The 22,816-nt window shown below is 24.1% G+C and carries 20 protein-coding genes; 13 read left to right on the top strand and 7 right to left on the bottom strand.

The genetic code is table 4. The features are described from left to right. Positions 1–5: 5 nt before the first annotated feature. The 8 genes from dnaE (at position 6) to STAIW_RS04675 (ending at position 11,796) form a co-directional block, all read left to right on the top strand. Complete coding sequence (dnaE, locus tag STAIW_RS04710; RefSeq protein WP_020834686.1) at positions 6–3,002, top strand: DNA polymerase III subunit alpha; 2,997 nt, start codon at positions 6–8, stop codon at positions 3,000–3,002. 53 nt (positions 3,003–3,055) lie between these two features. Continuing rightward, complete coding sequence (gene polA / locus STAIW_RS04705; protein WP_020834685.1) at positions 3,056–5,752, top strand: DNA polymerase I; 2,697 nt, start codon at positions 3,056–3,058, stop codon at positions 5,750–5,752. Positions 5,753–5,762: 10 nt separating this feature from the next. After that, positions 5,763–6,596: a DNA-formamidopyrimidine glycosylase gene (gene mutM / locus STAIW_RS04700; protein ID WP_020834684.1), complete on the top strand. Its 834-nt coding sequence runs from the start codon at positions 5,763–5,765 to the stop codon at positions 6,594–6,596. Between the two features lie 149 nt (positions 6,597–6,745). Continuing rightward, a complete protein-coding gene (locus STAIW_RS04695; protein ID WP_020834683.1) occupies positions 6,746–8,005 on the top strand; it encodes a DnaD domain protein in 1,260 nt (419 codons plus the stop codon). Between the two features lies 1 nt (position 8,006). Continuing rightward, positions 8,007–8,906 carry an ATP-binding protein gene (locus STAIW_RS04690; protein WP_020834682.1) on the top strand — a complete coding sequence of 300 codons (900 nt, stop codon included), beginning with the start codon at positions 8,007–8,009 and terminating at the stop codon, positions 8,904–8,906. Positions 8,907–9,024: 118 nt separating this feature from the next. After that, on the top strand, positions 9,025–10,038 hold the full coding sequence (gene gap / locus STAIW_RS04685; protein WP_020834681.1) for a type I glyceraldehyde-3-phosphate dehydrogenase: 1,014 nt from the start codon (positions 9,025–9,027) through the stop codon (positions 10,036–10,038). Between the two features lie 56 nt (positions 10,039–10,094). Further along, a complete protein-coding gene (locus STAIW_RS04680) occupies positions 10,095–10,463 on the top strand; it encodes a hypothetical protein (RefSeq protein ID WP_020834680.1) in 369 nt (122 codons plus the stop codon). Between the two features lie 136 nt (positions 10,464–10,599). Next, complete coding sequence (locus STAIW_RS04675; protein WP_020834679.1) at positions 10,600–11,796, top strand: phosphoglycerate kinase; 1,197 nt, start codon at positions 10,600–10,602, stop codon at positions 11,794–11,796. Between the two features lie 35 nt (positions 11,797–11,831). On the opposite strand, the gene STAIW_RS06730 is transcribed toward STAIW_RS04675, so the two are convergent. After that, positions 11,832–11,966 (bottom strand): hypothetical protein, encoded by a 135-nt coding sequence (locus tag STAIW_RS06730; RefSeq protein WP_269077201.1) that lies wholly within the window; start codon positions 11,964–11,966, stop codon positions 11,832–11,834. On the opposite strand from STAIW_RS06730, the gene STAIW_RS04670 reads away from it, so the two are divergent. Then, the gene (locus STAIW_RS04670; RefSeq protein WP_020834678.1) at positions 11,947–12,525 is read left to right on the top strand and encodes a hypothetical protein; all 579 of its coding nucleotides are present in this window, start codon (positions 11,947–11,949) and stop codon (positions 12,523–12,525) included. The two genes, STAIW_RS06730 and STAIW_RS04670, sit on opposite strands and share 20 nt — an antisense overlap. Here STAIW_RS04670 and STAIW_RS06865 read toward each other — a convergent pair. Further along, positions 12,522–12,728, bottom strand: a complete 207-nt coding sequence (locus tag STAIW_RS06865; RefSeq protein ID WP_169522278.1) for a lipoprotein — start codon at positions 12,726–12,728, stop codon at positions 12,522–12,524. The genes STAIW_RS04670 and STAIW_RS06865 overlap by 4 nt on opposite strands. 206 nt (positions 12,729–12,934) lie before the next feature. Between STAIW_RS06865 and STAIW_RS04665 the strand changes: the two genes are divergently transcribed. After that, positions 12,935–13,720: a hypothetical protein gene (locus STAIW_RS04665; protein ID WP_020834677.1), complete on the top strand. Its 786-nt coding sequence runs from the start codon at positions 12,935–12,937 to the stop codon at positions 13,718–13,720. Positions 13,721–13,787: 67 nt separating this feature from the next. Here the strand turns inward: STAIW_RS04665 and STAIW_RS04660 are convergent, their stop codons facing one another. The 5 genes from STAIW_RS04660 to def all read right to left on the bottom strand — a co-directional run bounded on the left by STAIW_RS04660 (position 13,788) and on the right by def (position 20,016). Then, a complete protein-coding gene (locus STAIW_RS04660; RefSeq protein WP_020834676.1) occupies positions 13,788–14,696 on the bottom strand; it encodes a hypothetical protein in 909 nt (302 codons plus the stop codon). Positions 14,697–14,756: 60 nt separating this feature from the next. Continuing rightward, positions 14,757–15,743 carry a hypothetical protein gene (locus STAIW_RS04655; RefSeq protein ID WP_020834675.1) on the bottom strand — a complete coding sequence of 329 codons (987 nt, stop codon included), beginning with the start codon at positions 15,741–15,743 and terminating at the stop codon, positions 14,757–14,759. A gap of 67 nt (positions 15,744–15,810) precedes the next feature. Continuing rightward, positions 15,811–17,415, bottom strand: a complete 1,605-nt coding sequence (locus STAIW_RS04650; RefSeq protein WP_020834674.1) for an APC family permease — start codon at positions 17,413–17,415, stop codon at positions 15,811–15,813. 8 nt (positions 17,416–17,423) lie between these two features. Continuing rightward, positions 17,424–19,223, bottom strand: a complete 1,800-nt coding sequence (locus tag STAIW_RS04645; protein WP_020834673.1) for a ribonuclease J — start codon at positions 19,221–19,223, stop codon at positions 17,424–17,426. A 184-nt stretch (positions 19,224–19,407) separates the two neighbouring features. Further along, entirely contained in the window at positions 19,408–20,016 is a 609-nt protein-coding gene (gene def, locus STAIW_RS04640; protein ID WP_020834672.1) for a peptide deformylase, read from the bottom strand. Between the two features lie 45 nt (positions 20,017–20,061). On the opposite strand from def, the gene rsmD reads away from it, so the two are divergent. From rsmD to rsmB, 3 genes are read left to right on the top strand one after another with little or no spacing between them, the layout of a single operon-like run. Continuing rightward, positions 20,062–20,661 (top strand): 16S rRNA (guanine(966)-N(2))-methyltransferase RsmD, encoded by a 600-nt coding sequence (gene rsmD, locus STAIW_RS04635; protein WP_236608522.1) that lies wholly within the window; start codon positions 20,062–20,064, stop codon positions 20,659–20,661. Continuing rightward, positions 20,654–21,538, top strand: a complete 885-nt coding sequence (gene gmk, locus STAIW_RS04630; RefSeq protein WP_020834670.1) for a guanylate kinase — start codon at positions 20,654–20,656, stop codon at positions 21,536–21,538. Before rsmD ends, gmk begins: the two co-directional genes overlap by 8 nt. Beyond that, positions 21,538–22,791: a 16S rRNA (cytosine(967)-C(5))-methyltransferase RsmB gene (rsmB, locus tag STAIW_RS04625; protein WP_020834669.1), complete on the top strand. Its 1,254-nt coding sequence runs from the start codon at positions 21,538–21,540 to the stop codon at positions 22,789–22,791. The genes gmk and rsmB overlap by 1 nt, the downstream gene beginning before the upstream one ends. Positions 22,792–22,816 lie beyond the last annotated feature (25 nt).

Below are 22,816 nucleotides of genomic sequence, written 5' to 3'. Positions count from 1 at the left end.
TTTTTATGGAATATGCTAATTTAGTTAATATACAAAGTTGCTATAATTTTTTAAATTCTACAATTAAATTAGAAGATTATATTAATTTTATTAAAAATAATAACTTTAATTTTGCTTTTTATTCTGATAAAAATACAATGTATGGAGCAGCTGAGTTTAGTGAGTTGGCAAAAAACAACAATATTAAACCAATTATTGGTTTAAACTTTCAATTATCATTTGGAAATGTAATTCTATTTGCTAAAAATAATAGCGGCTTTAAAAAATTAAGTTTTTTTAGTTCTTTTTTGTCTAAAAATGAAACAAATAATATTTCTGAACTTGAAGATATTTTTTGAAAAGAGATAAATGATGATTTAATAATTATTTCAATTTTTTCAATAGAAAATGTTGATAAATACTTAGAACAATTTTATAAAAAAATTAAAGAAGATAGTTTTTTTATTGGGATAGATAATATAAATTACGTATTTTTTAATAAATACAAGAATGTAGTTTTTGCACAAGAAATTAATTTTTTATATGAAAATGAATATGTGGCTTTTAAAAGTTTAATTGCAATAAAACAAGGAAAACTTTTAAATGAATTGGAAACTATAAATAAAAATTACTTTTTTAAAAAACAAAAAGTTGAAAAATATATTAATTTAAATTTGCATATTGATAATATTTCAAAAATAGTAGAACAAATTGATGAAGAAGTAATTTTTGATAATAAAAAACATTTTTTAAAATATCCAAATGCTAAAAAAATGCCTTCAACATCTTATTTGAAAATTATATGTGTAGATTTTTTACAAGAATATTTATCAAAATATTCAAATTTAGATTCACAAATTTATCTGAAAAGATTACATTTAGAATTAAATGTTATTGAAAAAATGGGTTTTGAAGATTACTTTTTAATAGTCCATGATATGGTTGAAGAAGCAAATAGACTAAAAATTTTATATGGACCAGGTAGAGGTTCAGCGGCAGGAAGTTTAGTTGCTTTTTTACTAAAAATAACAAAATTAGATCCAATTAAATGAGATTTGATTTTTGAAAGATTTTTAAATATAGATAGAGTAACAATGCCTGATATTGATATAGATTTTCAAGATGATAGAAGAGAAGAAATTTTGGAGTATCTATTTAATAAATATGGAAAAGACCATTTTGCAACAATTACAACATTTCAAACAATTGGTATAAAAAATGCTTTAAGAGATTGTGGTAGAATTTTTGATATTCCTTTAGAAGATATAAATCATATGACAAAACAAATTAATGAAAAAAATGTAAAAGACTTACAATTAGCTTTAAAGGATAGCGAGATTTTAAAAAAATATAAAGAGAAATACCCACAAGTTTTTGATATTTCTGAAAAAATTATAGGACTACCAAGACAGACAGGAACACATGCTGCTGGTGTGGTTTTTTGTGATGTTTTAATGCATGAAGTAGTACCAACAAAAATTGGAATTAATGGTATTTCTCAAACACAATTTTCAATGAATTTTTTGGAAAACATTGGTTTAATTAAAACAGATATTTTAGGACTTAGAAATTTATCAATAATTCAAGAAATTATTAAGAATATAAAAATTTCAAGAAAAATTGATTTGAATCTTGAAGATATACAATTAAATGATAAGAAAACATTTAGTTTACTTGCTCAAGGAGATACAAGCGGAATTTTTCAATTGGAATCTGCAGGAATGACAGATGTTCTAATTCAAATGAAAGTTAACTCAGTTGAAGATATTGCATTAACAAGTGCACTTTATAGACCAGGGCCACAGGAAAACATCCCATTATTTATTAAAAGAAGAAATGACCAGAATCATGATTATTCAATTGATAAAAATTTAATTGATATTTTAAAAACAACACATGGAATTATTGTTTATCAAGAACAGATTTTGAAAATGCTGCAAAGAGTAGCTTTAATGAGTTTGAGTAGAGCAGATATTGTTAGAAGAGCAATTGGTAAAAAAGATTATGAATTAATGAAAAAATTTAAAAATGAATTTATTGATGCTGCAATAAAAAACGGTTATTCTGAAAATAAGGCAAATGAATTATGAACGTATATTGAAAAATTTGCTTCATATGGTTTTAATAAGTCTCATGCAATAGCTTATTCAATAATTAGTTATTGACTTGCATATTTAAAAGCAAATTATAAAGAAATATTTTATTGTTCATTACTTAATGGATCAATTAGAAATGAAGTTAAAACTATGCAGTATTTAAATGAAGTAAAAGCTTCAGGTTTTTTAGTTAATCCTCCAACTATAAAAAACCCAAATAGTTTATATATTTATCATAATAATATGATAAATATTCCATTATCAGTAATAAAACACATTGGTCCTGAATTTTTACGAAATTTAAAAACTTTATTTAAGAAAAATAAAAATGCTTTTAATAATATTTTAGAATTAATTTCAAATATAAAGGATAAAGGATTAACATCCCAAAAATATATTGCGTTAGTTTATTCTGGAGCATTTGATTTCTATGGTTTTTCTAGAAGAGATTTAATAGAATATCAAGAACAAATATTTAATTTAAGTGCAAGTTTTAAATATTTAAAAGTTAAGGATTTAGTTTTAGATTTACAACAAAAAAAAGATAAACCTGAAGAAATTGTTAGTTATGAAAAGGAATATTTAGGTTTCTTTGTGTCAGCTCACCCTTTATCAATAATTAGAAAAAAAATTGTGCATAAAGAAAAATTAAAAACACTAAATTCAGTGAAAGTAGATGGTTTAGTTGTTGATGTTTTGATTAATATAGAAAACATAATTACAAAAAGGGACAAAAACGGTAACGAAATGTGTTTTATTGAAATATTAGATGAAACAGGAAATATGATTGTTACAATATTTTCTTCATTATATGAAAAAATAAAAACAAAGTTAAATATTGGAAAAAATTTAATTATAAAAATAAAAACGCAAACTTTTAATAGTAAGACAACTGCAGTGCTTATTGACATAATTAAAGAAATATAATTAAAATTTTTATATCTCTTTTTTTGTTATTATAAAAATAATGGTGAAAAAATATGGCAAAAAAATATTTATTAGTTGATGGAAATGCACTTATCTTTAGAGCTTTTTTTAGTTCTTTTGGTAGAGCAACCTTAACAACAAAAAGTGGAATTCCAACAAATGCAGTGTATTCTTTTATAAATATGCTAATGAATATAGCATTAAAAAATGATTACTTTGATATAAAAATTGCATTTGATAAAGGAAAAAAAACCTTTAGACATGACAAATTAGAAGACTATAAAGGAAAAAGACAGAAAACTCCTATTGAATTAATAGAGCAGTTTCCTATTGTTAGGGAATTTTTAACATCTGCAAAAATAGATTGATATGAACTTGATTTTTATGAAGCAGATGACATTATAGGTACTTTAACAAGGATTATTGAAAATAAAGATAATGAAGCTATTGTTCACATTTTAACAAGTGATCAAGATATGTATCAACTTATATCAGATAATACATTTGTTTTATCTCCTCAAACAGGTACAAGTGATATTTCAATAATTGATAAGCAAAAACTTTTTGAAAAATGGGGGATAAAACCCGAACAAGTTATTGACTATAAGGGTTTAAGAGGAGATACATCTGATAATATTAAAGGAGTTGCAGGAATTGGAGAAAAAACTGCAAAAGAATTGCTACAACAATTTAATTCCCTTGAAGATATTTATGATAATATTGATAAAATCACTGGTGCAAAACAGCAAAAATTAGTAGCTGATAAAAAAAATGCTTTTTTGTCAAAAGAAATTGCAACAATTGTTTCTGATATTGAAATTGAAAATTTAAATTTTAGACAATATAGTTTTGATTATGAAGGTATGAAAAAATTTTTTGTAAAATATGAAATGAATTCTTTAATAAAAAAATTTGCTTCTAATCAACAAGACTTAGAACCAGAAAAAATTGTTTTTAAAGTTTTGAAAAAATGAGATCAAAACTTTCAAGATGCAATTAATTGAATTTATTTAGAAACTTTTCAAGAAAACTATCACTTGGGTGATGCTATAGGAATTTCAATTTCAAATAGTAAAGGTAACTTTTATTATGAATTAAATTTAACAGATGAAATAAATATTTTTAATTGAAATGAGGTTTTTATTGATGAAGAATTTCAAAACTTTCTTTCTAATTCAATATTTAAAACTTATGACTTAAAAAAAACAATTGTCACACTTACAAAAATGGGATATAAAATAAATGAAACTAATTTTACTTATGATATGATGCTTGGATGTTATATTATAAATTCTAATGTGAAATCAAATTTTGAATCTCATGTCGCTTTAATTAATTCAACTATTGAAATAAAAACATTTGATGAAGTATTTGGAAAAGGTGTAAAAAAAACAAAGTTAATTGATCAAAAAATAAAACATGAATTTTTAATTCAAAAAGTTCTTCTTATAAAAGAATTAGAACAAAAAGTAATAAATATTTTAATTGAAAATAAGCAATATGAATTATATGAAAAAATTGAATTGCCATTTTCAAAAGTTTTATTAAAAATGGAATTAGAAGGTATTTTAATTGATAAAACAGAATTAGATATTCAAACTAAAAATATTTTAGAGTTACTTATAAATTTAGAGAATGAAATTAAAAATGATTTAAATGATTATATCTCCCAAGACTTTAATTTAGCTTCGCCAAAACAATTAAAAGAACTTTTATATTTAAATTTAAAATTACCAGATTATAATAAAGGAAGCACAGATAAAGAAACATTAGAATTACTAGAAGATAAGCATCCTGTTATTTCTAAAATTATATCTTTTAGAAAATATAGTAAACTATATTCAACGTATTTAAAAGGATTTGAAAAATTTATTCATTCTGATAATAAAGTTCATACAATTTTTAATCAGACTCTTACAAATACAGGAAGATTAAGTTCAAGTTATCCAAATATTCAAAATATTTCTGTAAGAGATGAAGAACAAAAAAATGTTAGAAAAATATTTATATCTCAAAAAGGATATAGTTTTTTTAGCTTTGATTATTCTCAAATAGAATTAAGAGTTCTTGGTGATATAGTTAATGAAGATAAATTAATTGAAATTTTTAGTTTAAAAAGAGATATTCATTCTGAAGCTGCAAGAAGTATTTTTAATTTAAAAGAAGATGAAAAAGTTAATCCAGAACAAAGGAGAGTAGCAAAAGTATTTAATTTTGGTATTTTATATGGTTTAAGCGATTTTGGGCTTGCCAAAGACCTTAAAATACCAATTTTTGAAGCAAAATCTTATATAAAATCATATTATGAAGCCTTTCCAAAAATATTAGATTTTAAAAGAATAGTTACTGAATTTGCATATCAAAATAGTTATGTGGAGACAATGGCTAATAGGAGAAGATATATTTATGAATTAAAAAATTCAAATTATATGGTAAAACAGTTTGGGGAAAGAGCAGCTGTTAATGCTCCAATTCAAGGTACAGCAGCAGATATTTTAAAAGTAGCTATGATTGACATTGAAAACTATTTTAAAGAAAACAATTTCGATTCAAAAATGGTTGCTCAAATTCACGATGAGGTTATTATTTTAGTTAGTGATAATGAAGCAGAGGAAATTAAAAAAAATGTAATTGAAATTATGCAAAATTCATACAATAATTTGTTAAAGATAGTAAATAAAAATAGAGTTGCAAAAATTGATTTAGAAATTAATTTTTCAAAAGGAAAAAGTTGATTTGAATTAAAATAGGAGATTAAGTATGCCAGAATTACCAGAAGTTGAAACTGTTGTTAGATCTTTAAATAAAAGAATTAAAGGTTTAACAATTAAAAATGTAAAAATTACATATCCAAATTTAATTAAGACTAATATTGAAATTAAGGATTTTGAAAATATTTTAAAAGAAAGAAAAATTGATAATATTACTAGAATTGCAAAACATATTATTTTTCATTTTCAAGATAAAGTATTAATAAGTCATTTAAGAATGGAAGGTAAATGATTTATTTACGAAAATCTTATTTTTTTAAATCAAAAACACATTGAAGCTATTTTTGAATTAAGTAATAATTCTTTTTTGGTATATCATGACACTCGAAAATTTGGAACTTTTCATTTGCAAAATTTTGATGGATATTTGCAACAAAATCCAATAAATAAAGTTGGTCCCGAACCTTTTCAAAAAGATATTGATGGTCAATACTTTTTTAATGTTATGTCTAAATCAAGTAAATATATAAAAACTGTTTTATTAGATCAAACAAAAATTTCAGGAATTGGTAATATATATGCTGATGAAATACTATTTCACTCAAAAATTCATCCAGAATCAAGAGCTTTAAATTTAAATTTAGAAAATTATGAAAAAATTTTTGAAGCATCTGTAAAAGTTTTAAATAGGTCTATAGAATTAGGGGGCTCAACTATTGATACCTATCAACCAGAACAAGGAATTGATGGAAAATTTCAAAATGAGTTAAAAGTTCATACTAGAAAAGGTAAAAAATGTTATGATTGTAAAACTATTATTGATAAAATCAAAGTTAATGGAAGAGGTACATATTTTTGCTCAAATTGCCAATTTTTGTTTTAATATGTGAATAACTTTAAAAACCCCATTATTTATGGGGTTTTTTATATCTTTAAATAAACATTTTTTTATAATTTTTTAAAAAAAAATTAAAAATATATCTTTTTTTTTATTTTTTTTTTATTATTATTTTGGAATATATGGAGGTTGCTATGAGTATTTTTAAATATAGAATTATCTTAAAGAATATTATCGATAGTTCAAATAATAAAGTATTAACTTATTTATATCAACCAATTTTAGGTTTAAAAGCAATATCTATTTATCAAAGCTTGATTTGTGAAGAATCAATTATGCATGGTTTTAAAAAAATAGAATTTAATGAATCAAGACTTTTAAAACTTACAGGTTTGTCTTTGGAAAATTTAAAAAATTATATTAGAAAACTTGAAGCAATGGGTTTAATTCAAACTTTAGTTAACTTAAAAACTATGTCTAAGGTTTTTAATATTTTTTCTCCTTTAGATCCAGTTTCATTTTTTAAAAATAATATTTTTAATAATGCTTTGCAAAAAAAAATAGGAAAAGATGAATATGAATTTACTCGATTTATTTTTAGAGATGAAGGTGATTATTCAACTGAAAGCGGTTATTCAGATACGTCAAGTAAATTTTTAGAAGTATTTGATGAATTTAAAAATTTAAAAAATAATGATGATGCTAAATTTTTAGAAGCAAAACCAAGAAGAACAAATGCCTTATTAAAAGGATTAGATTATTCAGTATTGCTAGATTCACTAAAAAAAGAAAAAATTATCATTAGTGATAAAAATCACGAAGTGAAAGAAATAATTGAAGAAGTTTTTGGATGTTATAATATAAGTCAATTTCAAATTAAGGAGATAATTAGAAAAATATATAAGCCGGATATTTTTTCATTTTCTAAGTCTGAATTTTACAGTCAGGTTACAAATTTGTTATTTGATAATAATGAACTTGACACTATGCCTGTGGAATTTGATAGTAAACAATATATTAAAAACCAAACAAATAAAAAGATAAAAGAAATGGAAACAATTGATAGTAAACAATATTTACTTGCTTTACTAAATATTACAAGTTTAACAAATTCGCAAATAGAAATTATAGATACTCTACAAAATAAATATAAACTTAGAAATAGTGTAATAAATTGTCTTTTGGAATTTTCTTATTTTAAAAATGATAAAGCAATAATCGCAAATTATCTTTATAAAATTGCACAAACAATGATTGAAAATAATATTAAAACAGCAGATGAAGCAATGCACTACTTAAAAATTGCACATAAAAAAGCTTTTGTAAAAAATAAATCACAAAAAAATAATTATGAATCACAAATTCAATGACAAGAAGCTTCAACAAAAAAAACATATGAAATAAAAATTGAAGATAACAATTCAAATGAACCTCTAATTTGAGGGAAAAATTAAAATGAAAATTTACTCAGTTGAAGAACTTAAATTAAACTCGGGACTTAAACAGTTAATTGAAAAATATCAAATTAGAGACTCAATTCTTGAAAGAGAAAAGTTTATTCTTTCAAGATTTTTAAATGAATATGTATATTGTCAAAAAAATGAAAATTTAGAAAAGTGTAAGCAAATTATAAAAGGAGTTCAACAAAAATTAATTTATAAAAATAATTCTTTTTATATTTCAAGTAAAAATTGTAATCATTGAATATATGAAAATCAAGATTTTAAATTATTTAAAAATATATTATTTGCAGATTATGATGAAATATCAAGTATTAAAACAATTGATGAATACATTAAAAGTGTTGATCAAAATGAATTAGATAAATCTGTTATTGTTTTTTTAAAACAATTCAACAAAAGTTTTTTTTCCAATTCAAAAAAAGGCTTTTATTTGTATGGGGAACCTGGAATTGGTAAAACGTATTTAATGAAAATGCTTGCCAATACTTATGCAAAAAATGATAAAAAAGTTATTTTTGTTACTGTTAATAAATTAATTAAAATTATGAAAAATAATTTTAATATTTCAGAACCAATGCAATACTCTAAATTTTTTGATACATGTTCTAATGTTGAAGTATTAATATTAGATGACATTGGAGCTGAATTAGTAAGTGATTGAAGTAGAGATGAATTATTATTTGGCTTATTAAACTACAGATTAGAAAATAACTTGTTAACCCATTTTACATCAAATTTTTCAATTGAACAGTTACAAAAGTTTTATTTAAATAAAAAAATTAGAGAAAAAGATCAAATTAAATTTGATCAATTAAAAACATTAAGGTTTACAGAAAGAATTAAAGGATTAACAAATTCAATTGAAATTCAAGGTAAAAATAAAAGATATTAATGGAAAAATCTCCAATTTTGTAAATAGAATTAAAAAAAATAGAAAATTTTATTATTAACATTTTAAAAAAAGCAATGTTAAAAAGTATAAAATTAAATCGTGAAAGGAAACGATACATATGAAAAAAATCGCAATTAATGGTTTTGGAAGAATTGGTCGTCTAGCATTTAGACAATTATTCTTATCAAAAGAAGTAGAAGTTGTAGCAATTAACGACTTAGGAGATGCTAAAACATTAGCATACTTATTAGAATTTGATTCAGCACATGGAAGATTTATGTCTGGAAAAATTCAATCAAAAGATGGAGCTATCATAGTTGATGGAAAAGAAATTAAAATTTTGGCAGAAAGAAATGCAGCTGATTTACCATGAGGTAAATTAGGAATTGATCTTGTTGTTGAATGTACAGGTTTCTATGCATCAAAAGAAAAATCACAAGCTCATATTGATGCCGGGGCAAAAAAAGTTATTATCTCAGCACCAGCAACAGGGGATTTAAAAACAATAGTATTTGGTGTTAACCATAAGGAAATTAAAGCAAACGATCTTATTGTTTCTGCAGCATCATGTACAACAAACTGTTTATCACCAATTGTAAAAATCTTAGATGAAGATTTTGGAATTGTAAAAGGATTAATGAATACAATTCATGCAGTTACTAATGACCAACGTTTATTAGACTTAGCACACGAAGACTTACGTCGTGGACGTGCTGCTGCTTGAAACATTGTTCCAAGTAAAACAGGAGCAGCTGCAGCTGTTGGTAAAGTTTTACCAAAATTAAATGGAAAACTTGATGGTTTAGCATTACGTGTTCCAACAATTACAGGTTCAATTGTTGACTTAACAGTTGAATTAGAAAAAAAAGTTACAGTTGAAGAAATTAATGCTTCAATGAAAAATGCAATTAAAAAAGATGCAGACTTAGCTTTAGCTATGGATTACTGTGAACAACCAATCGTTTCACAAGATATAGTATCATCAACATTTGGAACAATTTTTGATGCTACTTTAACAAAAGTTATGGAAGTTGATGGAAAACAATTAATTAAAGTATTTTCATGATACGATAATGAAAATTCATTTACATCACAATTCATCCGTACAATTAAATACATGTTAAGTTTATAATTTTAAAAATTTTAATTTAAACATATTTTTAATCGATATTTTTATTGAGGTGAAATATGTTTTTTTATACTAAAAATGAATATTTAAATTTCATTTTAAATGTAATTGAAAAAATTACACAAATTCAAATTCAAAAAATAATATATATTGTATATTCTTATTTTTTATTATTTGAGAAAAAAATTGCAGATATTAATTTTGAAACTTGAAGATGAGGACCTGTTATTTATAGACTTTGAAAAAAGCATACTATGTTTTCTGCAAATAATGTATCACTTTCTTTTGATAAAAGCACTTATAATCGTTTTTCAAGCCTTTATTCAAGTGAAAATAAAAAAATAAATTATTACTTTTTTATTAAAATTAAAGTCCTGAGATATTGTAGTGATTTGTCATGAACAAACACCTTGAAAAAAACTTTATAAAACAAATAGAAATATTTTAATAAAAAATCAAGAAATTACTAATTTTCATAAAGAAAATCCAAATAATTTCTTCTATTACCTAGATTTTATTATTAAAAATACTTTAAAATAAATATGTATAAAGGAGATTAGCAAAATGAAAAAAACTTTAAATGATATACAAATATCTGGAAAAACAGTGCTTGTTAGAGTTGACTTTAATGTACCATTAAAGGATGGTGTTATTACAGATGACAACCGTATTAACGCTGCATTGCCAACAATTAATTACTTAGTTGAAAATAATGCAAAAATAGTATTATTTTCTCATTTAAGTAGAATAAAAGAAGAGGCAGATAAGTCAAAAAAATCTCTTGCACCAATTGCAAAGAGACTAGAAGAATTAGCAAAAAGATCAGTAAAATTTGTTGCACAAACAAGAGGAACAGAATTAGAAACTTCAATAAAAAATTTAAAAGAAGGAGATATTTTACTTGTTGAAAATACTCGTTTTGAAGATGTTAAAGATAATGAAGTTGTTAAATATGAATCAAAAAATAATCCTGAATTAGGAAAATATTGAGCAAGTTTAGGAGATATATTTGTAAATGATGCATTTGGTACTGCTCATAGAGCTCATGCTTCAAATGTTGGAATTGCACTAAATATTTCTCAAAGTTGTGTTGGATTTTTAGTTCAAAAAGAATTAGAAATGTTATCAAAAGGTATTGATAATCCAGAACATCCATTTGTAGCAATAATTGGTGGAGCAAAAGTTTCAGATAAAATTGGAGTAATTGATAATCTTTTAACAAAAGCAGACAAAATTATAATTGGGGGAGGTATGGCATATACTTTCTTTAAAGCACAAGGTCATAATATTGGAAAATCACTTTGTGAAGAAGATAAAGTTGCCTTAGCAAAACAATATCTTGAAAAATCAAATGGAAAAATAATTCTACCAGTAGATTCAGCTAATAATACTGATTTTAAAGATACTTCTGGAACAATTTCTTCTATAGATTTACCTGATGATGTAATGGGATTAGACATTGGTCCAAAATCAATTGAATTATTCCAAAGTATTTTAAAAGATGCAAAAACAGTTGCATGAAATGGTCCAATGGGAGTATTTGAATTTGAAAACTTTAAAAAAGGAACAGTTGGAGTTTGTGAAGCAATAGCAAACTTAAATAATTCATTTACTTTAATTGGAGGAGGAGACTCTGCTGCTGCTGCAATTCAATTGGGGTTTAAAGATAAATTTACACATATTTCAACAGGAGGAGGAGCTTCTCTTGAATACCTGGAAGGTAAAGAACTTCCAGGTGTAGAAAGTATTCAAAATATATAAAAAAAAATGATACATATTTGTATCATTTTTTTATATTAGTATTTTATATAAAAGTAAAAGTATTCAGTTTCTCCTGGTAATGTAAATGCTACATCAATAGTTGTTCAATTGTAAACTGTTGAATTTTCTTTTACAGAAATTGTTGCTCTATTGCCAACAATACTTGCCACTTCTAATTGAGTAGTATCAACATTAGGATTTATTTCTTTTACAGCCTTTAAAATTGTTTCATTTTCTTTATTTGCGATTTCTCCAAGTAGAAGTTCAGTTAAATCTTCACCTAAATCTTTTAATACAATTTCTTCTTCTCCACTTAGCTCGGCTCAATTAAATGTAACTGTTCCTTTAACTAAAGTACTTGTTGAAACAGCACTAACTGTTATTGATCCAGCTGCTGAAGTTGTTGCAGCTGTAAAAGTAAAAGTTACATCTGTAGTTTTTACAACATCAACACTTAAAACAGTTTTAATTTTTTCAATTGCAACAGTTTCTGCAGTTGCTTGTGCATTATCACTTACTGTGATAGTTAAGTCATCTCCTGTAATTGTTGCTAAATCTTTTTGAGTTTCAGTTTCTTCTCCGCCTAAAACAGCTCAATTAAATGTAACTGTTCCTTTAACTAAAGTACTTGTTGAAACAGCACTAACTGTTATTGATCCAGCTGCTGAAGTTGTTGCAGCTGTAAAAGTAAAAGTTACATCTGTAGTTTTTACAACATCAACACTTTAAACAGTTTTAATTTTTTCAATTGCAACAGTTTCTGCAGTTGCTTGTAAATTATCACTTACTGTAATATTTAAGTTAGTTCCTGTAATTGTTGCTAAATCTTTTTGAGTTACAGTATCTCCGGTTTCATCTCCACAAGCAACAACAGTTGCACTAGTTGTTGCAACTAGTGCAGTTGAAGCTAATAATCTTAATAGTTTTTTTATTTCTTTTTATTCCTCCTGTTGGCATAGCCAACTTAAAATAATTATATAACATTTTTTTTTTTAAAAGTAAAAATCAAAAAAATCAAGCATTTTACTAAAAAAATAAATTATTTTTATTAATAAATATTTTTTTAATTAATTTTTGTTAAAAAGTTTATAAAGAGAATTTTTTTAAGAATACGTTATACTTTTTAAAGGTGATTAAATTGAAATTAAAATTTAGAAAAATAGAAAATAGTCAGTGAATAAGTAACTTTTTTATTTCACAAAATAATTTGTACTTTACAGACACTGATACTTCAAACATGAATAATTCTCTATGTAAAATTAATTTAAATGTATTAAAGGAAAATTTAAAAATAAAGGGGGATTTAAATAGAAGTTTTCTAGCACATCCAAATCCTTTATTTTCAAATTTAAAATTATCTTCGCAAACAGAAATTGAAATAATTTATAATTCAAACAATTATATTCAAAATTTTATTGTTTTAGATGACATTTCTTATATAAGTTTTGTAATAAACAATCAAGTATTTACTTCTATTTTTAATGAAGTATTAAAATTAGAAGAATTTCAAATAATTGTAAAATTTTTTAATCAAAATCTTTTAATTAAAAAAAATCAAAAATACCTAATAGTTGATAAAAATTTAAATATTATAAAAAATATTGAAATTAAGTTAAATAATTTAGTAGAATTTGAAGAATTTTATGTAATTCATAATGTTAATGAAAATATTGAACTTTATAATAAGGATTTTAAATTTTTAAAAGTACTTAATGAAAGTAATTCATTTAAAAAAATTTGCTATTTAAATAAGAATAATATATTAATATCTTTTAAAAATGAAAATAAGACAATATTAAAAAATATTATAACTGAAGAAGAAATTTTATTTACCGATGCTTTTTATTTTAGAATATTGCTTTTAGAAAAGGATTTACTAATGGTAAAAGATTCAAATACAAATTTAATAACTTTTATTTCATAAAAATTAAAAACCCATGTATTAAATTACATGGGTTTTGTTGATTTTAGTTATGCTTATAAATTATTTTTTATGACATTTCATATTGTCTTTGTTTTTCAGCTAAATTTGAATATACTCCATATTCAAATTCGCCTTGTTTTGATCATAGACCTTTAATTGTTTTATTTATTGTGTAAATTATGAACAATTGCATTGCAATTCTCATTGCACCATACATACTTGTTAAAATAGCTCCAAAGAATCCATTTCTTCTATCAAACATTTCTGCAATTATTGAAATAATTGATAATATTGAAAGAATAATTTGAATTAATAAAATAAATGTTGCATAAATTGTATTAATTACTGCAATAAAATTCATTAATCCATATATTCCTTTTTTATTTTCTCAAGTAGTTTTAGCATTTGGTGTTGCAAATAACATTAGGTTTATTGCCCCTCAAAGTATGATAATTCCAAAAGCAATTCATACTATTTGACTTACCAAATCAAATTGGACTGGTAATTTTAATGCATTAAGCATTAAAAAGTACAGACCTATTGTTAATGAACCTGCAATTAAAGCATTACCACCATATCCTTTAGAAATAGTAAACTTTGGATCAATTGTTGATTTTACACCAATGTTTGGCATTTGTGATAAAACATATGGTGTCATAAATCCACCAACAGATAAAGAAAATAGAGCTATTATTCATCTATTATTAATTAATGTAGCATCATCACTAGTTCTTACAAAATGAATTATAAATGAGCAATAATAAATGTTACCAACTAAAATAAAAGAAATTAAAGCAAATATCCCAGCTCATTGTTGTGTTGTTAATGTACCATTACTGATAAATCAAATTGGTTCTGAAAAAGTAAAATTTAACATACTTATTAAACCAACAATAGCAACAATTAAACCAAATCCATTACCTAAGATTAATAAAAATCTTAATGTTCCTAATGATTTTCCAGGCATTTTTCTCATTAAATTCACCTCCTTAAAGTAATAATACATTAAAAAAGTAATAATAAATTTTTATTAATTTTAATTTTTTAAATTTTTAATTAACATTTTGAATTCCCCAATTGATTCATCTTCTGAAGTTACACCAATAAAGAAGTATGGATCTTCATAAAATTCCCGACTATCTCCTATGTTATTTCCAACCGGAACAAATTGATTACTATTAAAATCATATTCTGCTTTATAAAATTTACTAATTTTATCGATTTTTTTTAAAGAAATACTTAATTCTTTATTTATATATTCCAGTACTTTTTCTCTTTGTTTATTTTCATTTTTTTCAAATCAATTAATTATTTGAATTGGAGCTTGAAAATAAACTTCATTTGGTAAAATTATTTCTGATTTAAATATATCATCAATATATGTAAGATCAATAACTAAAGTTAATTCAAAATTAAAGTGATTTATAAAATTTGTCTTTAATTCATCAACTGATTTAAAAACATGATATGAAGGAATTCCATATAGGTTTATTTTTTTTGAAATATTAGTTTCATGATTTTCAATTTCTGCAATAACATTTTTTACATAAAATTTATCACCAAAATAGGGATCATATGTTCTTTCAAATGTTACTGATTGATTTGTTACTTTAACTTGGTCTATATTTGTATTTGTTGGTGTATTAATATATAAAAGTTCATTAAAATTATCTAATTCATTTCTTAATGAATCACTTCTATTATTAAAATTTGTATAAATAGAAAGAACTTTATACTGATTTGTTGCAAATTTCTCAGCAATTACGAATTGATAGATTTCCTTGATCATATCTTCTAAGCCATGAGAAAATTCAGGAGTACTAAGTGTACAACTTTTTAAACCTTCTGCATTTATGTTTCAATTACATGAATTAAAGTCCAAGTTATTGAAATTATATGAATATGAAAATCTTTTTTCAATTGTAGTAAAAGGGGGATCAATTCTATTTTGTCTATTAACAATTGGTGTAAAAGCTGCAAGAGTTAAACTAGTTGCTGTTAAAGAAAACAATACTTTTTTCATAATTTTCCCTCCTTATTAAAGTAATTATAATATAAAAAAATAGTCTAATTGACTATTTTTTTATTATTTAAACTATCTTTTTTTCTTCTTTTATTAAAGAATTTTGGATTAATTCAATTTCTTCAATTTCAGTTTCACTTAAAATTCTAAAATTTTGCTCATATATTTCTAATTCTTTTGCCTCTTGAGAATTAGGGTCTAATTTTGCAATTTGTTTTTTATAGTAGAAGTAGTAAACAATAATTAAAACAACAACAATTGTTACAAAATAAATTAATTGAAAAATGTTTGCTATAACTCCTTGAAGATTAAAATCACCGTCTGAATCATAAGGATTTATAAAGACATTAAATAAATCAATAAAATAAGATACAAATGTAAATGCCAAAAATATTAATGTTGTTATTCAACCAACATATTCTCATTTTTTAACTTTTATTTTCTTTTTAAAACCATTTACAAGTGCAACAGGAATAATAATTGAATAAATTGCAATTAATATAATTGATGCAGAACTTGCAAGTGTTGCATAGTTGAAAGGAGAGGGTTTTTTTGTAACTCCTTCAACAATATCGGGAATAAATAAGAATAATAATGTTGTAATTGAAAATAATCCAATTGTTGTAATAACTCCCTTAACAGGAACATTATCCTTGTTTTCTTTTTTTAATGAAGAAGGAACAAAATGTTGACTTGCTAGTGGCTCTAAAGTTGTTGCACCAAATAATGTTATTTGTAATGAAGAATTAAATCTCATTAATGCAGTACAAAGTATTATTAGTCATGGACCAAAAACCTTTAAAAATTCACTATTAAATGTAGTAAACATTTGACTATTTGGATTTGGATCAAAAACTCCTCCAATTGCCATCATAACTATAACTGTAAAAACTATGTAAAATAGAGTTGTTAATGTCAATATTACAATAATTGCAATGGGCATATTTTTACTTCTATTTTTAATATTTTTTCCTGTAGTTATGAAAGTTTCTATACCTGCAAAAGCAAAGAAACAAGTTGTAAATGCGTTACTAAATGATTTAACATTTAGTAATTTTGCCTGTTCAATGTAAACATCAAAATTTGATTTTCCATCAGCAATGCTCATAAATCCAACTGTTAGACCAAAAATCATTAATAATAATGTTATTCCTCAAGTTAAATAACCCATTATAATTGCAACATATTTATATCTTTTGATTCCAAAAAATATAATTGTTGCTGCAAAAATGTAAAGACCAAAAGCAATTACGTCTAAATATAAACTACCTCAAGCTCCTCATTTTCCATTTTCACCAACTAATTGAAGTGGATCAGAACCAAAGTTAGCTCTAATCATTGTAACTATTAAAGCAACTCCAATAACAGGAATTACTGAGTAATTTAGTAATCCCATTAGTAGTCCTCAAAATTTTCCAAAAGCAGTTCTAACATACTGGCTTCCTCCACCATTTGCTTCTGGGTGAAATTTAACTAATTTTCCAAATGCTCATGCACACATAAATGCAATAACACCTTCAATTAAAAATATTCATAATATATTAATTCCAACACCTTGCCCATCACCTAAAACAATTGTTGAAAAACTAGCAGTAAATGTTATTCCTGCTATAAAACTAAAACCCATTCATATAATCGAAAATAGCCCCAACTGTTCTTTTTTCGCGTTCATATTTTTTTCTATTTAACCTCTGTTTTCTTGTTTAAAATCACTGGAATTATAAGAGGATTTCTTCTTTTATATCTAAAAATAAAAGGAGAAAGAGACTCTTTAATTGCGTTTTTAATTGCTCCAAAAGTAGGTTTTTGAGATTTTAAAACATCATTTACAGCATTTGTAACTATGTTAATTGATTCGGCAATAACATTACCGCTATCTCTTACATAAAAACTTCCTCTTGAAACAATTCTTGGGGGTGCAGATAATTTATTTGTTTGAGAATCAATTGAAATAATTACAGCCATTAAGCCATCTCTACTCAATATATTTCTTTCACGAATAACATTGCTAGCTTTACCTGTCATGTCTTTTCCATCAATAAAGATAGCATCTGCGGGTACTCTTTTACCAAGCTCAGCATTACCGTTATGTAATAATATTTGATCTCCATTTGCAACCACAAAGACATTATGTGGTTTTACATTTACTGAAACAGCAGTTTCACCGTGGATTTTCAACATACGATACTCACCATGCATTGGCATAAAGCATCTTGGTTTTAATAATGTAAATAATAATTTTTGTTCTTCTTGACTTGCGTGACCTGAGGTATGAATTTTGTTATCAAGACTATTTTCAATAACAGTTGCACCAATTTTTGTTAATTTATTAATAACATTTTCAACATCAGCTCTATTTCCAGGAATTGGAGAGGATGACATTATTACTGTATCTCCAGGAATCAATTTAATAGTTTGATGCTCCATTCTTGATATTCTTGAAAGAGCAGCCATTGGCTCTCCTTGACTACCAGTACATAAAATCATTATTTGATTTTTGGGGAAATTTTCAATTTCTGTTGGTTTAATAAACATCTTATCATTTATATTTAAATGTCCCATTTGTCTAATTATTTTAATAATTCTTTCAATACTTCTTCCAATTACAACAATACTTCTTCCATATTTATTTGCAAGTTCTATAATGTGTTGTAATCTGTGAACATTTGAAGCAAAAGAAGCGATAATAATTCTTCCTTTTGCCTTTAAAAAGTGAGTGTCAATATTTTGAATAACTTTTCTTTCACCCAAAGTATAACCTTCAACTTCTGCATTAGTTGAATCAGCCATTAATAACTCAATTCCATCATTTCCTCATTGTGCAAGTCTTTGAACATTTGCAGAATGACCAAGGGGTGTTCAGTCAAATTTATAATCTCCTGTTGAAAAAATTGAACCGTTTGGAGTTTGTACATAAATTCCAAATGCATCTGGTATTGAGTGATTAACTGCAGAAAATTGAATATTAAAATGTTTTGAAGCATAAATATCGTTTTCCACATATTCTCTAACAACAGTTTTATTTTGTAATTTGTATTCTTTTAATCTATCTTTAATTAATGCAGCAGCTAATTCTGGAGCATAAATTACAGGTATTTCTACTTGTTGAAGTAGATAGGGAATTCCCCCAATATGATCTTCATGACCGTGAGTAATAAATAATGCTTTTACTTTTGAATTATTTTCAACCAAATAACTAAAATCTGGGATAACAGCACTTACTCCCAATTGTGTTGCATCTGGAAATTTAACACCAGCATCAATCATTATTAATTCATCATCATATTCTATACAATAAGTATTTTTTCCAACTTCTTCAAGACCACCCAAAGCAAAAACCTTTGTAGGGTAAGGTGCATTTGAAATTTTCTTCTTTTCTTGAACTTTATAACTTGCTAATTTTTTAATTTCAATTTTTGCATCAAGTTCTGCTACAAGACCACTAGGTTGCTTGGCAGTTTGCTTGTTTTTATCTTCCATATTTTCTCCTTAATAAACACCATAAAAAACCATTCTTAAAATTATAAAAAAACAAGTTTTATTATATTAATTTCGTTCTATTATTATTTTCAAAATAATTTTAAAAGATTTAATTTTTAATATTTTAACAAAAATTAATTAAAAAAACATTTTTAAAAATAAAAAAAGATATTAAAAATATCTTTTAAATAGCAATTCAATTTTCGTCAATAAAATTTGGACTATCTTTATTAATTTTATCATGATAGAGCTTACCTTGATTATGTTCAATTTCATGTTGAAAAACAATTGCATGATAACCTCTTAAAGTTAAATCTACTTTTTGTTTGCTTAATCATTCATAAGCTTCAATTTGAATTTTATAACTTCTTGGAACAACACCTTTTATATCTTTATCAACACTTAAACAACCTTCTCCACCTTCTAAAAATGCAATTTGATCACTTTTTGCAGTTATTTTTGGATTTATCATTGCAAACTCTTCAACATCTCCAGTTTCAACATCTCATTCAAATCTTGCAAAAAACATATTTGTATTACTGCCAATTTGTGGTGCTGCAAGACCAACAGCAGGTCTTAAATAGTCTTGATTTTCTTTTTTATTTAAGTCAGGATCTTGACTATATCTTACAAAATCAATCAACTTTCTTATTATTAATTCATTTTTTTGACTTAAGGGTAATTTAACATCAATTGATTTATTTCTAATAACTTCTGGTTGAGTTTCTTTCCATAATCATTTATTAGTAGGAATTTCATTTTGCATTAAATCTTTTTCTAAATCTAGTTTCATAGAATAATACCTCTTATTTGATTATATAATATTTATTTTTGTATAATGAAAAAAAGAACAGGAATTGAAAATATGAAAATTATTAGTGGGAAATATAGGGGAAGAAAACTTGTTTCGTTAGAGGGAATGAATACAAGACCAACAACTGCAAGAGTTAAAGAAGATATGTTTAATATACTAGATAATTATTTTATTTATGAAAATAAAGTTTGTTTAGATTTATTTGGAGGAAGTGGAGCATTATCAATTGAGGCATTATCCAGAGGAATAAAATTTGCATATATTAATGATCACTTTAAACCAGCACTAAAAATAATTGAACAAAACTTAAAAGGGATTGATAAACAAAATTATGAATTATTAAATTATGATTATAAAAAAGTATTGAAATGATTTAAAAATACAAATAAAAAAATGGATTTAATTTTTTTTGATCCACCATTTGCAAAAGTTGAGTATTATTATGATTTTTTTAATTATATTTATGAAAATAGATTACTTAACAATTATGGTATATTAATAATGGAATCTGAATCAAATCTTGATTTATCTAAATTGGATTTTTTGAAAAACTTAAAATATAAAAATTATAAAAATAAACATTTATATCTACTAAGATTGGAAAAGGAAAATATTTATGATTAAAAAAGGCAAAATTATTATTTTATCTGGACCTTCAGGTGTTGGTAAGGGAACAATTAATAAAGAATTGGCTCAAGATAAAAGTTTAAATCTTGTACAGTCTATCTCAATGACAACAAGACATCCAAGACCAGGAGAAGTTGATGGTGTAAATTATTTCTTTGTAAGTAAAGAAGTTTTTAATGATGCAATACAACATAATGAATTAATTGAACATGCTGAATTTATTGGTAATTTTTATGGAACCCCAAGAAAAGTTGTTTATGACAAAATTGAAAAGGGTGAAAATGTTATTTTAGAAATTGAAGTTATTGGAGCAACTCAAGTTTTAAAAAAAGAAAAATCTGAAAATTTAATTTCAATTTTTTTAATGCCCCCAAGTTTAAAATCATTGGAACAAAGATTAAGAAAACGTGGTACAGAAAAAGAAGACATTATTAAACAAAGACTAGATAAAGCATTATTAGAAATTCCATTAAAGCACAAATATCAATATGTTATTGAAATTGATAGTGTTGATAACGCTGTTGCAAAAGTTAAAGAAGTTTTACTAAAAGAAGGAACTTTAGAAAAAGATCCAATGACAAGTAAATTTGAAAAACTTAAAAAAGATGTTTTTAGAATTATAGGTGAACAATATCATTTTTTTGTGCAAAATTGAAAAGAAAATGTTATTAAAGTTGGAGAAACTGAAATTGACAAAGATTTTGATTTTAAAAAATATTTAGTAGATCTTTTGACTAATAAAATTTATTCTCACGTTTTAGCAAGTGAGCAATTATCAGTTTTAGAAGATAGTGAATTTGTAAATTCAATTTTGGAACATTTTATGATTGATGTTAATTTCTTCAGTATTGAACAAGATCATTTTAATAAATAATGAATACAAGACAAGAAGCATTAAATATTTTATTTAAAGTTTTTAAAAATAATGAATTTTCAAATAAACTTTTAAATAAATTAATAAAAAATGAACTTATTTCAAAAAAAGATATAGCTTTTATTTTTAAATTAGTTTATGGAACAATTCAATACAAGATTTATTTGGAATATGTTACTAATAAATTAATTGATGCAAATAAAACAGATTTTAAAATTCAAATATTATTGTGAATGAATTTATATCAATATAAATTTTTAAATGCAGAAATGTATTATGTTGTAAATGAAGCTGTAAAAATTGCAAAAAATATAAATTCAAATTTAGTTTCATTAGTAAATAAAGTTTCTAAAAAATTATATGAAAAAAATTATTGAGAGGTAATTATTAAAAATAATCAAAATAAAATTCCCTTAGAAGCTGGTTTTCCATTTTGATTATTTAAAAAAATTGAAAAAGATTATTCAAAGGAAAAAGCCTTAAATTTTATTAGAAAATCAATTCAACAATCAAAAATAACAATAAGAGTTAATACTTTAAAAATTTCTATTGAGTCTTTTGAAGAAAAATATTTAGTGGATTTAAATTTAGAACCTTCAAAATTAATGTCAGGATTTTATCTATTGGATAAAAACATTATTCATCATGAAATTTTTGAAAAGGGTTTGGTTACAATCCAAGACCAAGCAAGTGGACTTGCATCAGTTATTTTAGATCCACAAAAAAATAGTTCAGTTCTTGATATGTGTAGTGCACCTGGTGGAAAATTAACACATATTGGTCAGTTAATGCAAAATACTGGTAAAATAACTGCTTTTGAAATTAATAGTAAAAAAATATCACTAATACTTTCAAATATTAATAGACTTGGGTTAACTAATGTAGAATTAAATTGTAATGATGCTTTAAATATTGATGAAAAAAAATATGATTATATTTTATTAGATGCTCCTTGCTCAGGATATGGAGTTATTCAACATAAACCAGAAATAAAACTTAAAAAATATTCAAATGAAGAGGTCAAAACTTTATTAAATACTCAAAGTCTGTTATTAGAAAAAGCATATAAGTGCATGAAAAAAAATTCTTTTTTAGTTTATTCAACTTGTACAATAAATAAAGATGAAAATGAATATCAAATTTCTAAATTTATTAAAAAACACTTAGATTTAGTTTTAGAAAAAGAAGTCATCTTATTTGGCGATGAATATAATACTGATGGATTTTATATTTGCAGATTAAGAAAAAAATAATTTTTTTTATTTCCTATCGATATTA

It is taken from the genome of Spiroplasma taiwanense CT-1 (assembly GCF_000439435.1).
Taxonomy (GTDB): Bacteria; Bacillota_I; Bacilli_A; order Mycoplasmatales; family Mycoplasmataceae; genus Spiroplasma_A; species Spiroplasma_A taiwanense.
Note: the sequence above shows the minus strand (reverse complement) of the source record. Positions and strands in the feature narration are given on the sequence as shown.